Consider the following 12,831-nt stretch of genomic DNA (forward strand, 5'->3'; position numbering starts at 1 on the left):
CCGACGACCGCCCCGGCCGCGCCGCCGGTGCCCGCCTGGATCGCCGACTGCCACTACTGATCCGGCAGCGCCGAGACCGATCCCGGCGCGACCGGGGCGGCGGTGAAGGAGATCCAGTGCATCCTCACCTACCGGGGCTACAACCCCGGCGGGGTCGACGGCCAGTTCGGGCCGAACACCGAGGCCGCCGTCAAGGCGTTCCAGTCGGCCCGGGGGCTGGAGGTCGACGGCCAGGTGGGACCGCAGACCTGGCCCGCACTGCGCAGCTCCAGCTGACCGACCGGCTGACCGTCTGACCGCCCGCCCGCCGCCACGGCGCGGACAGCTCAGCCCGCCGTCCAGTGCGGGTCGCGGCCGGAGAGCGCCAGGGCCCGTGCGAAGGCGGGTGCGTCGTCGGCCACCGGCAGCGCCGGGGCGAAGCCGCCGGGGTAGGAGCGGTACATGTCGGCGTACTCGCCGACCAGGCCCAGCACCGATTCCGCCACCGGCTCGGCGATCTGCGGCTGCTGGCCGGTGGCGACGGCCAGCTCCCAGCCGTGCAGGGCGATCTCCAGCAGGATCATCCCGGCGACGGCGGCGGCGGGCATGGACGAGTCGCCCATCGTCACCTCGCCCTCCCACACCGCCGGGTCGGACCAGGCGGCGAGGGCCCGGTCGAGCCGGTCCGCGTAGTCCTCGGCCCAGCCGGGCTCGGCGGTGAAGTCGCGCCGCTGCATCTCCTCCGGGGCGGATGCGCCGCGGGCCCGCAGCTCGAAGTTGTACGAGGTCCACAGCACGAGGTGGTTGGCGAGGGTTCTGACGTTCCACTCGGTGTCGGGCGTGGGATCGTCCAGCTGCTCCGGGGCGACCGCGCGGGCGGTCCGGACGGCTTCGGCGGCGGCTGCGGTCAGCTGGGGAAGAAGGGTGGTCATGGGGCCACGCTAGGCGGGCCGTGTCCGGCTGTCTTGAAGAAACGCGACATCCTAGGCTGGCACGCATGACCAGCACGGACGCCGACGGCGGCGCGCAACCCGAGGGCGACCGGGCGACCGGGCAGACCGGCGCCGGGGCCGGGCCGCAGGTGCGCGGGGTGCTGCATCCGCAGGGCGCGGCCGGCCGGTTCACCCTGGAGCAGCCCCGGCCGGCGGCGGAGCTGGGCGCCCTGGTGGAGTCGTACTGGACGGTGCGCTGGGATCTGCGCGGGCGGCCCGCCCACGAGCAGAAGGTGCTCGCCCACCCGCAGGTGCACCTGGTCTTCGAGCAGCCCGAGGCGGCGGTGTACGGGGTGGACCGGGGACTGTTCGTCCGGCGCCTGGAGGGGCGCGGGCAGGTGTTCGGGGTCAAGTTCCGGCCCGGCGGCTTCCGCCCGTTCTGGGGGCGGCCGGTCCAGGAGCTGGCCGACCGGGTGGTCCCGGCGGTGGACGTCCTCGGCGCGGCGGTGGCCGGGACCGCCCGGCGCGTCCTGGAGCTGGACGACACCCCGGCCATGGCCGCCCTCGCCGACGCCTTCCTCCTGGCCCGGCTGCCGGAGCCGGATCCGCTGGTCGCCGAGGTGGCGGCGATGGTGGACACCGCCACCTCGGATCACACCATCGTCCGGGTCGAGCAGCTCGCGGCCCGCTGCGAGGTCTCGGTCCGCACCCTCCAGCGGCTCTTCGCCGAGTACGTCGGGGTGGGGCCCAAGTGGGTGCTGCGCCGGGCCCGGTTGCAGGAGGCCGCGCTGCGGGCGGACGCCGGCGTCGTGGACTGGACGCTGCTGGCCGCCGACCTCGGCTATGCCGACCAGGCGCACCTCAGCCGCGACTTCACCGCTGTCGTCGGCCTGCCGCCCGGCCGCTACGCCCGGCAGTGAGCCCGGCGTCCGGCCGTCGGCCCGGGTCGCATCCGTGGCCCGAAGTCGCAAAGCCAGCAGGCCGGTTGCCGAGAAAGGATCGACAACCGGCCTGCGGTTCCAGCAGTGTGACGCACCGTCAGTCAGTCGACCTCGGCGACCGCCTGCGAGAACTGCGCGGAGTACAGCCGGGCGTACGCGCCCTCCGCCTCCAACAGCTCGCTGTGGCTGCCCTGTTCGACGATCGCGCCGTTCTCCATCACCAGGATGGTGTCCGCGTCGCGGATGGTGGAGAGCCGGTGGGCGATGACGAACGCGGTGCGGCCGGTGCGCAGCTTGGCCATGGCGCGCTGGATCAGCACCTCGGTGCGGGTGTCGACGGAGCTGGTGGCCTCGTCCAGGACCAGGATCGACGGCTCGGCGAGGAACGCCCGGGCGATGGTGATCAGCTGCTTCTCGCCCGCGCTGACGCCGGTGCCCTCGTCGTCGATGACGGTGTCGTAGCCCTCGGGCAGGGTGCGCACGAAGCGGTCCACGTGGGCTGCCTTGGCGGCGGCCACGACCTCGTCGCGGGTGGCGCCCTCGCGGCCGTAGGCGATGTTCTCCGCGATGGAGCCGCCGAACAGCCAGGTGTCCTGGAGCACCATGCCGATGCCGGAGCGCAGCTCCTCCCGGGACATCCGGGCGATGTCCACGCCGTCCAGGGTGATCCGGCCGCCGGTGACCTCGTAGAACCGCATCAGCAGGTTGACCAGGGTGGTCTTGCCCGCGCCGGTGGGGCCGACGATGGCGACGGTGTGGCCGGGCTGGGCGGTCAGCGAGAGGTCCTCGATCAGCGGCTTGGCCGGGTCGTAGCGGAAGGCCACGTGCTCGAAGGCGACCTTGCCGACCAGGGCGGCCGGGCGCTCCGGGGCGACCGGGTCGGGCTCCTGCTCGGGGGCGTCCAGCAGTTCGAAGACCCGCTCGGCGGAGGCGACGCCGGACTGCACCAGGTTCGACATGCTGGCGACCTGGGTCAGCGGCTGGCTGAACTGCCGCGAGTACTGGATGAACGCCTGGACGTCGCCGATGGACAGCGCCCCGGAGGCCACCCGCAGTCCGCCGACCACGGCGACCAGCACGTAGTTGATGTTGCCGATGAACATCATGCAGGGCTGGATCAGGCCGGAGACGAACTGCGCCTTGAAGCTGGAGGCGTAGAGCTTCTCGTTCTGCTCGCGGAACAGCTCCGCCGACTCCTCCTGCCGGCCGAAGACCTTGACCAGGGCGTGCCCGCTGTACATCTCCTCGATGTGGGCGTTGAGCTTGCCGGTGGTCTTCCACTGGGCGACGAACTGCGGCTGGGCGCGCTTGCCGACCTTGGTGGCGACGAGCACCGAGGCCGGGATGCTGATCAGCGCGATCAGGGCGAGCAGCCAGGAGATGTAGAACATCATGGTCAGCACGCCGACGATGGTCAGCAGCGAGGTGATGATCTGGCTCAGCGTCTGCTGCAGGGTCTGGCCGATGTTGTCGATGTCGTTGGTGACCCGGCTGAGCACCTCGCCGCGCGGCTGCTGGTCGAAGTAGCTCAGCGGCAGCCGGCCGATCTTGTCCTCGACGTCGCCGCGCAGCCGCTTGATGGCGCGCTGAAGGGCGCGGTTGGCCAGCCGGGCCTGCAGGATGCCGCAGGCCCCGGCGACCACGTAGATGCCGAGCACCCACAGCAGCACTCCGCCGACGGCGTGGAAGTCGATGCCCTGGCCGGGGTGGACGTTCTGCATGGCCGCCAGCAGGTCGGCCTTCTTGCCCTGGCCGGTGGCGCGCAGGTGCGCGACGACCTGGGCCTGGGTGGTGTGCGCGGGGAGCTGCTTGCCGAAGACGCCGGCCAGGATCAGGTCGGTGGCGTGGCCGAGGATCTTGGGCCCGATCACCGACAGCGTGACGCTGGTGGCGGCCAGGGCCAGCACCATGGCGATCAGGTTGCGCTCCGGGCGCAGTAGCGCCAGGACGCGCTTGCCGGACGCCTTGAAGTTCATCGACTTCTCGACCGGCGCCCCGCCCATGAAGCGGCCGGGGCCGGCCATGGGCGCGGGGCCGCGCCGCTTGGCCGCTGCTTCCTGTTCGGTGCTCATGCCGCCTCCGCCTCGGTCAGCTGGGAGAGGACGATCTCTCGGTAGGTCTCGTTGCTGTCCATCAGCTCGTGGTGGGTTCCGGTGCCGACGACCGAGCCCTCGTCCAGGACGATGATCCGGTCGGCGTCACGAATGGTGCTGACCCGCTGGGCGACGATGACCACGGTGGCGTCGGCGGTCTCGCGGGCGAGGGCGGCGCGCAGCCGGGCGTCGGTGGCGTAGTCCAGGGCGGAGAAGGAGTCGTCGAACAGGTAGATCTCCGGACGGCGGACCAGGACCCGGGCGATGGCCAGGCGCTGGCGCTGGCCGCCGGAGACGTTGGTGCCGCCCTGGGCGATGGGCGCGTCCAGGCCCTCGGGGAGCTTCTCCACGAAGTCCTTGGCCTGCGCGGTCTCCAGCGCGGCCCACAGCTCCTCGTCGGTGGCGTCCGGGTTGCCGTAGCGGAGGTTGCTGGCGACGGTGCCGGAGAAGAGGTACGGCTTCTGCGGGACCAGGCCGACGGTCCGGGCCAGCAGCACCGGATCAAGGTCGCGGACGTCCACGCCGTCGACCAGGACGCTGCCGTCGGTGGCGTCGGAGAGCCGGGGGATGAGCGTCAGCAGGGTGGTCTTGCCGCTGCCGGTGCTGCCGATGACGGCGGTGGTCTCGCCCGGGCGGGCGTCCAGGGTGATGTTGCGCAGCACGGCGGACTCGGCGCCGGGGTAGCGGAACTCGGCGTTGCGCAGCTCCAGGTAGCCGGCCCGCTTCAGCTCGCGGACCGGGGCGAGCGGCGGGACCACCGTGGTCTCGGTGTCCAGCACCTCCTGGATGCGCTCGGCGCAGACCTCGGCGCGCGGCACCATCATGAACATGAAGGTGGCCATCATGACCGACATCAGGATCTGCATCAGGTAGCTGAGGAAGGCGGTGAGCGCGCCGATCTGCATGTGGCCGCTGTTGATCCGGTACGAGCCGAACCACAGCACGGCCACGCTGGAGATGTTGACCACCATCATGACCAGCGGGAACATCAGCGCCAGCAGCTTGCCGACGCGGATCGCGGTGTCGGTGAGCTCCTCGTTGGCGGCGCCGAAGCGCTCGCGCTCGTGGGTGTCCTTGACGAAGGCCCGGATCACCCGCAGGCCGGTGATCTGCTCCCGCAGGATCCGGTTGACGCCGTCGATGCGGACCTGCATGGAGCGGAACAGCGGGCGCAGCCGGCTGACGATCAGGCCGATGATGACGCCCAGCACCGGGACGATGGCCACCAGCAGCGTGGACAGCGGGACGTCCTGGTTGAGCGCCATGATGATGCCGCCGACGCACATGATCGGCGCGGACACCATCAGCGTGAACGTCATCAGCACCAGCATCTGGACCTGCTGGACGTCGTTGGTGCTGCGGGTGATCAGGGAGGGCGCCCCGAAGTGGCCGACCTCGCGGGCGGAGAAGGACTGCACCCGGTCGAAGACCGAGGCGCGGACGTCCCGGCCCAGGGCCATGGCGGTGCGTGCGCCGAAGTACACCGCGCCGATGGCGCAGACGACCTGGGCCACCGTCACCCCGAGCATGATCCCGCCGGTCTGCAGGATGTAGGTGGTGTCACCCTTGACCACGCCGTTGTCGATGATGTCGGCGTTGAGGGTGGGCAGGTAGAGGGTGGCGATGGTCTGGATCAGCTGCAGCAGCACCAGGTACGCCATCGGCCTGGTGTAGGGGCCGAGGTGGGCCCGCAGGAGTCGGATCAGCACACGTTTCTCTCAGGAAGTCGAGGAGATCGAGGATCGGAGGGGTGAGGCGGCAGTCGGGGGGTGGGGCGGCACGAGGGGGTCAATATATCTGCGTACACCGTACCCGGTTTTCAAGCGGGTCGGGAGGGATATAGCTTGACGGCAGTCATGTTAGGTCGCTTACTTGCCGACCGGCAAGTTATTTCTCGCCGACCCCGCGACTGGCCGTCCGTGCCCCTTACATGCAGGCCGCCGACGTTCTACTCTGATCGTCACCCCGGAGTTACTCGTGGGTTAACTACCGTCTCGGCCCGGACGCTGGGCCCTCGGAGGTCACTGTGAGCCCCACCCCCCAGACTGCGACCGCCACCCCCGCCACCCCGCTGGTCGAGGACCGCCCCCACTCCGTGGCCCAGCTCTTCCTCTCCCGGGTCGCGGAGACCCCCGCCCGCGAGGCGTACCGCTACCCGGTGCCGGTGGACGAGCACGCAGCCGACTCCGCCCCCGGCGCGGAGCAGTGGCGCTCGATGACCTGGGGCCAGGCCGCCGAACGGGTCACCGCCATCGCGGCCGGGCTGATGGCGCTGGGCGTCCGCCCCGAGGAGCGGGTGGCGATCTCCTGTTCCACCCGGATCGAGTGGATCCTGGCCGACCTCGGCATCATGTGCGCGGGCGCCGCCGTCACCGCCGTCTACCCCAGCACCAACGCCGACGAGACCTCCTTCATCCTGGAGGACTCCGGCAGCCGCGGCGTCGTCGTGGAGGACGCCCAGCAGCTGGCCAAGGTCCTCGGCGAGTGCGGGCGCCTGCCCGAGCTGCGCTTCGTGGTCACCGTGGACGGCAGCACGCCCGCCGAGCCGGCCGAGGGCGTCGAGGTGCTGTCGCTGGCCGAGCTGGAGGAGCGCGGCCGGGGCCACCTCAAGGAGCACCCGGACTCCGTCGCCGAGGCCGTCGCCGCCATCGACCGCGACCAGCTCGCCACCCTCATCTACACCTCCGGCACCACCGGACGGCCCAAGGGCGTCCGGCTGGTCCACGACTGCTGGTCCTACCAGGCCGCCGCGCAGGCCAGCGGCGGGCTGCTGACCGCCGACGACGTCCAGTACCTGTGGCTGCCGCTCTCGCACGTCTTCGGCAAGACGCTCACCTCCGGGCAGATCCAGCTGGGCTCGGTCACCGCGGTGGACGGCCGGGTCGACCGGATCATCCACAACCTGCCGGTGGTCCAGCCCACCTACATGGCCTCCGCGCCGCGCGTCTTCGAGAAGGTCTACAACGGCATCGCCTCCAAGGCCCGGTCCGAGGGCGGCGCCAAGTACAAGATCTTCCAGTGGGCCGCCAAGGTCGCCCGCGACTACGCCCGCACCGGCCAGGCGAACCAGGTGGCCACCGGCGTCAAGAGCGTCCCGCTCGGCCTGCGGCTCCAGCACGCCGTCGCCGACCGGCTGGTCTACGCCAAGATCCGGGCCGCGTTCGGCGGCCGGATGCGCGCCTGCGTCTCCGGCAGCGCCGCGCTCTCGCCCGAGATCGGCTACTTCTTCGCCGGTGCCGGGGTGCACATCCTGGAGGGCTACGGGATGACCGAGAGCAGCGCCGGCTCCACCGTCAACCCCGGCGAGGACTACCGCGTCGGCACCGTCGGCACCCCGCTGCCCGGCTCCGAGGTCCGGATCGCCGAGGACGGCGAGATCCTGCTGCGCAGCCCCGGCGTGATGCGCGGCTACCACAACCAGCCCGAGAAGACCGCGGAGGTGCTGGAGAGCGACGGCTGGTTCCACACCGGCGACATCGGCGAGATCGACAAGGACGGCTTCGTCCGGATCACCGACCGCAAGAAGGACATGTTCAAGACCTCCGGCGGCAAGTACGTCGCCCCCAGCGAGGTCGAGGGCCGGTTCAAGGCGGTCTGCCCGTTCGTCAGCAACATCCTGGTCATCGGGGCGGGCCGGAACTACTGCACCGCCCTGATCACCCTGGACGAGCCGGTCATCCTGGAGTGGGCCAGGACCCACGGCCAGGAGGGCCGCAGCTACACCGAGGTCTGCTCCTCCGACGAGGTGCACCAGCTGATCGGCGGCTTCGTCCAGCGGCTCAACGCCGACCTCCAGCGCTGGCAGACGATCAAGAAGTTCACCGTGCTGCCCCGGGACCTCGACGTCGAGCACGGCGAGCTGACGCCCAGCCTCAAGGTCAAGCGCCCGGTCGTGGAGCGGCAGAACTCCGCCGCCATCGAGAAGATGTACGAGGGAGCCGTCGAGGCCTGACCGGCCCGGGCGGGTGTCCGGCCGCCATGCCGGACAATGGGGGCATGCCCTCCGCACTTCCCGACGGCGAAGCCGTCCCCGCCGACGGGGCCCTGCCCGAGCACGCCCTGCGCGGGCTCGGGCAGCGGCCCTTCGGCTTCTACATCCACGTCCCCTACTGCGCCACCCGCTGCGGGTACTGCGACTTCAACACCTACACCGCCACCGAGCTGCGCTCCTCCGGGGCGGTCGCCTCGCAGGAGACCTACGCGGACAACCTGGTCGCCGAGGTCCGGCACGCCCGCCGGGTGCTCGGCGACGCCGACCTGCCGGTGCAGACGGTCTTCCTCGGCGGCGGCACGCCCACCCTGCTGCCCGCCGCCGACCTGGTGCGGATGCTGGCCGCCGTCCGGGACGAGTTCGGCCTGGCGCCCGACGCCGAGGTCACCACCGAGGCCAACCCGGAGTCGGTCGGCCCGGCCTACCTGGCCGAGCTGCGGGCCGGTGGCTTCAACCGGCTCAGCTTCGGCATGCAGAGCGCCCGGCCGCACGTGCTGGAGCTGCTCGACCGGCGGCACACCCCCGGCCGCCCGGAGGCCTGCGTCGCCCAGGCCCGGGCCGAGGGCTTCGACCACGTCAACCTGGACCTCATCTACGGCACCCCGGGGGAGAGCGACGACGACTGGCGGGCCTCGCTGGAGGCCGCGCTCGGGGCCGGCCCGGACCACGTCTCGGCGTACGCCCTGATCGTCGAGGAGGGGACCAGGCTGGCCGCCCGCATCCGCCGCGGCGAGATCCCGATGACCGACGACGACGTCCACGCCGACCGCTACCTGATCGCCGAGGAGCTGCTGACCGCGGCCGGCCTGGAGTGGTACGAGGTCTCCAACTGGGCCGTCGACGCCAAGGCCCGCTGCCGCCACAACGAGCTGTACTGGACCGGCGCGGACTGGTGGGGCGCGGGCCCCGGCGCGCACAGCCACGTCGGGGGCGTGCGCTGGTGGAACGCCAAGCACCCGGCCGCCTACGCGCAGGCGCTCGCCGAAGGCCGCACGCCCGCGCAGGGGCGCGAACGGCTGGCCGAGGAGGACCGCCGGGTGGAGCGGATCCTGCTGGAGCTGCGGCTCTCCGACGGCTGCCCGCTCGACCTGCTGCACCCGGCCGGCCGGGAGGCGGCCGACCGCGCGCTGGCCGACGGCCTGCTGGCGGCCGGGCCGTACGCCGACGGCCGGGCCGTGCTCACCCTGCGCGGCCGGCTGCTGGCCGACGCGGTGGTCCGGGACCTGGTGGACTGAGCGCTCGCGCCGCGCCGGGGCGGGCCCTACGGCGTGGCGGTGACGAAGTCGATCAGCTCCTCGACCCGGCCCAGCAGCGCCGGATCCAGGTCGCGGAAGGAGTCCACCGAGGCCAGGATCCGCCGCCAGGCGTCGCGGGTGTCGGCCGGCCAGCCCAGCCGCCGGCACACGCCCAGCTTCCACTCCTCGCCGCGCGGCACCTCCGGCCAGGCCGCGATGCCCACCGAGGACGGCTTCACCGCCGCCCACACGTCGATGTACGGATGGCCGACCACCAGCACGTGCTCCCCGGCGGCCTGCTCCGCGATCCGGGACTCCTTGGAGCCGGGGACCAGGTGGTCCACCAGCACCCCCAGCCGCCGCCCCGGCTCCGGGGCGAACTCCCGGACGATGGCCGGCAGGTCGTCGATGCCCTCCAGGTACTCCACCACGACGCCCTCGATCCGCAGGTCGTCGCCCCACACCCGCTCGACCAGCTCGGCGTCGTGCCTGCCCTCGACGTAGATCCGGCTGGGCAGCGCCACCCGCGCCCGGGCGCCCGGCACCGCCACCGAGCCGGAGGCGGTCCGGGCCGGGACGGCCGGGCCCCTGGCCGTGCCCGCCCCCGGCCGCACCAGGGTCACCGGCCTGCCGTCCAGCAGGAAGCCGCCCGGGGTCATCGGGAACACCCGCACCTTGCGGTGTCGGTCCTCCAGCGTGACCGTGAGGCCCTCGGCGGTCTTCTCGCAGCGCAGCACCGCGCCGCAGAAGCCGGTGGTGACCTCCTCGACCACCAGGTCGCGCTCGGCGGGCACCTCCGGCGGCGGCGTCGAGCGCTTCCACGGCGGGGTCAGGTCGGGGCTGTAGCGGCGGGACGAGGGGGTGGCGGTCACAGGCCGGGCGCTCCCCAGACCGGGAACCAGCGGTTCAGCTCCTGCTCGACCCGCAGGTCGTTGCCGAGCATCGCCTTGATCTGGATCTCCAGCGGGTTGTCCCGCTTCTCGCCCTGCAAGGGAGCGAAGGGGTAGAAGCTGCCGCGCTTGTACAGGTACACCAGCGCCAGCTTGCGCTGCTGCGCGTCGGTGAAGTTCACCAGCGAGCACAGCAGCTGCGGCCCGAAGCCGGTGCTCTCCAGCGCGGTGTTCACCGCGTGCACGTCGTTGACCAGGGAGACGATGTCGTCCGGGCTGTGCCGCGAGGTCAGCCAGGTGTAGCCGTAGGAGTCCCGGCTGGACTCGATCGGCCGCCCGCCGTCGGTGCCGCTGTCGGCGTCCAGCAGGGCTTGGACGTCCTGCTGGATCTGCGCGAACGCGCCGCCCTCGACGGCGGCGAAGCAGACCGAGCCGACGCCGGTGGGCTTGAAGCCGGCGGCGGCCTCCAGGGTGATCGCCGCCGACGGCAGGCCGAACAGCTGGTCCAGATCGGGTTTGACGGGTTTGGTGCGGCCGAGCAGGGCGTCCAGGAAGCCCATGGGGTCAGCTCCTCGTGCGGCAGGGGCAGGGGGCAGGCGCGGAATCCGGAGGGTGTCGGGAAGACGTTACGGGCGGCCCAGCTCGGCGGTGATCCGGCCGAGCTGCTCCAGCCGCTTCTCCAGCGAGGGGTGGGTGGAGAAGGCGTTGCTCAGGGCCTCGCTGGGCTTGAGCGCCGGGGCGAAGTAGAAGGCGTTGAACGGCTGGGCGCGGCGCAGGTCCTGGGTGGGGATGGCCGCCATCTGCCCGGTGACCTTGGTCAGCGCCGAGGCCAGGGCCGAGGGGCGGCCGGTCAGCAGCGCCGCCGAGCGGTCCGCGGACAGCTCGCGGTAGCGGGAGAGCAGCCGGGTCAGCAGGAAGCTGATCGAGTAGACGACGGCGCTGACGCCGATCACCACCAGCGCGGCGATGGCGGTGTTGTCGTTCTGGTTGTCGCGCCGGTCGAAGCCGCCGAACAGGCCGAACTGGACGCCGACCCGGGTGATGATCCCGGCCAGCACGCCGAGGAACCCGGCGATGGTCATCACCATGACGTCCTTGTGGGCCACGTGCGACAGCTCGTGCGCCAGCACGCCCTCCAGCTCCTCCGGCTCCAGCCGGCGCAGCAGCCCGGTGGTGACGCACACCACAGCGTTCTTCTCGTTGCGGCCGGTCGCAAACGCGTTCGGTACGTCACTCTGTGCGACGGCGACCCGGGGCTTCTCCATGTTCGCCAGCGCGCACAGCCGGTCCACGGCCCCGTGCAGGCCCGGGTACTCCTCCGGCGTCACCTCGCGCGCACCCATACTGAAGGCGGCGATCTTGTCGCTGAACCAGAACTGGGCGATGAACAGCCCGCCGGCCACGATGGCGATGATCGGCCAGGCGCCCTTGAGCAGCACCAGCAGCGCGCCGACGAAGACGACGTAGAGCAGACCGATCATGAACATCGTCAGCAGCATGCGGTTGGTCAAGCCGCGGTCCGGCGCAAAGCGTGTCCTGGCCATGGCCCCTCCTCAAAGTGTGCCTTCTCCTGCAATTCTGCCCTGTCGGGTCTACCCACAAGTACGTCCGGGGCGGCCCGGCCGTTCCGGTAGCGCACCCTTCCGCCTTACACTGGCCGGACGGGTGCTGGCACTCGTTCACCAAGAGTGCCAGAACCGACCGAACGTCAGGAGGTGCGTGCCCCGTGCATGAGGAGCGCAAGCTCGACGACCGCAAGCTCGCGGTGCTGCGTGCCATCGTGCAGGACTACGTGGGCACCGAGGAGCCCGTCGGGTCCAAGGCCCTGGTGGAGCGCCACAATCTCGGCGTGTCCCCGGCCACGGTGCGTAACGACATGGCCGCACTGGAGGACGAGGGCTACATCCACCAGCCGCACACCAGTGCGGGCCGGGTGCCCACCGACAAGGGCTACCGGCTCTTCGTCGACCGCCTGACCGAGGTCAAGCCGCTGTCCGGCGCGGAGCGCCGCGCCATCACCAGCTTCCTCGACCACGCCCTGGACCTGGACGACGTGGTGGCCCGCACGGTCCGGCTGCTGGCGCAGCTGACCCGGCAGGTCGCCGTGGTCCAGTACCCCTCGCTGTCGCGCTCCTCGGTGCGGCACGTGGAGCTGGTCGCGCTCACCCCCACCCGGGTGATGCTGGTGCTGATCACCGACACCGGGCGGGTCGAGCAGCGGCTCATCGACTGCCCGACGCCGGTGGGCGAGACCGTCCTGGCGGACCTGCGCGCCCGGCTCAACAGCAAGGCCGGCGGGCAGCGCTTCGCCGAGGTGCCGCTGCTGCTGCAGGACCTTCCGGAGAGCTTCGAGCGCGAGGACCGGCAGTCGGTCACGGCCGTGCTCAGCACCCTCTTCGAGGCCCTGGCGGAGGAGACCGAGGAGCGCATCGTCCTCGGCGGCACCGCCAACCTCACCCGGTTCCCGCACGACTTCCCGCTCACCATCGCCCCCGTCCTGGAGGCGCTGGAGGAGCAGGTGATCCTGCTGAAGCTCCTCGGGGAGACGGCCGACGCGGGCATGATGGTTCGGATCGGCCGGGAGAACGCCTACGAAGGGCTGAATTCCACGTCGGTCGTGTCGGTGGGCTACGGTTCGGGCGACGAGACCGTCGCCAAGCTGGGCGTGGTCGGGCCGACGCGTATGGACTACCCGGGCACCATGGGCGCCGTCCGGGCGGTGGCACGATATGTCGGCCAGATCCTGGCGGCGTCCTAGCCTCCTTGCCTG

General features: G+C 71.7%; 11 protein-coding genes. 5 read left to right on the forward strand and 6 right to left on the reverse strand.

What is annotated here, in order from left to right; genetic code table 11:
- Nucleotides 1-102: 102 nt before the first annotated feature.
- Entirely contained in the window at nucleotides 103-276 is a 174-nt protein-coding gene (locus GXW83_RS33850; RefSeq protein ID WP_225446822.1) for a peptidoglycan-binding protein, read from the forward strand.
- Between the two features lie 50 nt (nucleotides 277-326).
- Here the strand turns inward: GXW83_RS33850 and GXW83_RS07355 are convergent, their stop codons facing one another.
- Entirely contained in the window at nucleotides 327-911 is a 585-nt protein-coding gene (locus GXW83_RS07355; RefSeq protein WP_182442059.1) for a TIGR03086 family metal-binding protein, read from the reverse strand.
- Between the two features lie 65 nt (nucleotides 912-976).
- Here GXW83_RS07355 and GXW83_RS07360 point away from each other — a divergent pair, with 65 nt between their 5' ends.
- The gene (locus GXW83_RS07360; protein WP_182442060.1) at nucleotides 977-1,831 is read left to right on the forward strand and encodes an AraC family transcriptional regulator; all 855 of its coding nucleotides are present in this window, start codon (nucleotides 977-979) and stop codon (nucleotides 1,829-1,831) included.
- Between the two features lie 122 nt (nucleotides 1,832-1,953).
- Here GXW83_RS07360 and GXW83_RS07365 read toward each other — a convergent pair whose 3' ends face one another.
- On the reverse strand, nucleotides 1,954-3,924 hold the full coding sequence (locus tag GXW83_RS07365; RefSeq protein ID WP_182442062.1) for an ABC transporter ATP-binding protein: 1,971 nt from the start codon (nucleotides 3,922-3,924) through the stop codon (nucleotides 1,954-1,956).
- A complete protein-coding gene (locus GXW83_RS07370) occupies nucleotides 3,921-5,654 on the reverse strand; it encodes an ABC transporter ATP-binding protein (RefSeq protein ID WP_182442064.1) in 1,734 nt (577 codons plus the stop codon). Before GXW83_RS07370 ends, GXW83_RS07365 begins: the two co-directional genes overlap by 4 nt.
- Nucleotides 5,655-5,971: 317 nt before the next feature.
- Here GXW83_RS07370 and GXW83_RS07375 point away from each other — a divergent pair, with 317 nt between their 5' ends.
- On the forward strand, nucleotides 5,972-7,897 hold the full coding sequence (locus GXW83_RS07375; protein ID WP_225446823.1) for a long-chain fatty acid--CoA ligase: 1,926 nt from the start codon (nucleotides 5,972-5,974) through the stop codon (nucleotides 7,895-7,897).
- A 44-nt stretch (nucleotides 7,898-7,941) separates the two neighbouring features.
- A complete protein-coding gene (gene hemW / locus GXW83_RS07380; RefSeq protein ID WP_182442066.1) occupies nucleotides 7,942-9,171 on the forward strand; it encodes a radical SAM family heme chaperone HemW in 1,230 nt (409 codons plus the stop codon).
- A gap of 26 nt (nucleotides 9,172-9,197) precedes the next feature.
- On the opposite strand, the gene GXW83_RS07385 is transcribed toward hemW, so the two are convergent.
- The 3 genes from GXW83_RS07385 to htpX all read right to left on the reverse strand — a co-directional run bounded on the left by GXW83_RS07385 (nucleotide 9,198) and on the right by htpX (nucleotide 11,605).
- Entirely contained in the window at nucleotides 9,198-10,043 is an 846-nt protein-coding gene (locus GXW83_RS07385) for a DUF3097 domain-containing protein (protein ID WP_182442068.1), read from the reverse strand.
- Nucleotides 10,040-10,621 carry a hypothetical protein gene (locus GXW83_RS07390; RefSeq protein WP_182442070.1) on the reverse strand — a complete coding sequence of 194 codons (582 nt, stop codon included), beginning with the start codon at nucleotides 10,619-10,621 and terminating at the stop codon, nucleotides 10,040-10,042. Before GXW83_RS07390 ends, GXW83_RS07385 begins: the two co-directional genes overlap by 4 nt.
- Before the next feature lie 66 nt (nucleotides 10,622-10,687).
- On the reverse strand, nucleotides 10,688-11,605 hold the full coding sequence (htpX, locus tag GXW83_RS07395) for a zinc metalloprotease HtpX (RefSeq protein ID WP_182442072.1): 918 nt from the start codon (nucleotides 11,603-11,605) through the stop codon (nucleotides 10,688-10,690).
- A gap of 182 nt (nucleotides 11,606-11,787) precedes the next feature.
- Here htpX and hrcA point away from each other — a divergent pair, with 182 nt between their 5' ends.
- Nucleotides 11,788-12,819 (forward strand): heat-inducible transcriptional repressor HrcA, encoded by a 1,032-nt coding sequence (gene hrcA, locus GXW83_RS07400; RefSeq protein ID WP_182442074.1) that lies wholly within the window; start codon nucleotides 11,788-11,790, stop codon nucleotides 12,817-12,819.
- Nucleotides 12,820-12,831 lie beyond the last annotated feature (12 nt).

The organism is Streptacidiphilus sp. PB12-B1b (assembly GCF_014084125.1).
Lineage (GTDB): Bacteria > Actinomycetota > Actinomycetes > Streptomycetales > Streptomycetaceae > Streptacidiphilus.

Excerpts from the sequence above, each read along its gene's own strand:
- GXW83_RS07355 (WP_182442059.1), bottom strand. The coding sequence starts at position 911 with ATGACCACCCTTCTTCCCCAGCTGACCGCAGCCGCCGCCGAAGCCGTC.
- GXW83_RS07360 (WP_182442060.1), top strand. The coding sequence starts at position 977 with ATGACCAGCACGGACGCCGACGGCGGCGCGCAACCCGAGGGCGACCGG.
- GXW83_RS07365 (WP_182442062.1), bottom strand. The coding sequence starts at position 3,924 with ATGAGCACCGAACAGGAAGCAGCGGCCAAGCGGCGCGGCCCCGCGCCC.
- hemW (WP_182442066.1), top strand. The coding sequence starts at position 7,942 with ATGCCCTCCGCACTTCCCGACGGCGAAGCCGTCCCCGCCGACGGGGCC.
- GXW83_RS07390 (WP_182442070.1), bottom strand. The coding sequence starts at position 10,621 with ATGGGCTTCCTGGACGCCCTGCTCGGCCGCACCAAACCCGTCAAACCC.
- htpX (WP_182442072.1), bottom strand. The coding sequence starts at position 11,605 with ATGGCCAGGACACGCTTTGCGCCGGACCGCGGCTTGACCAACCGCATG.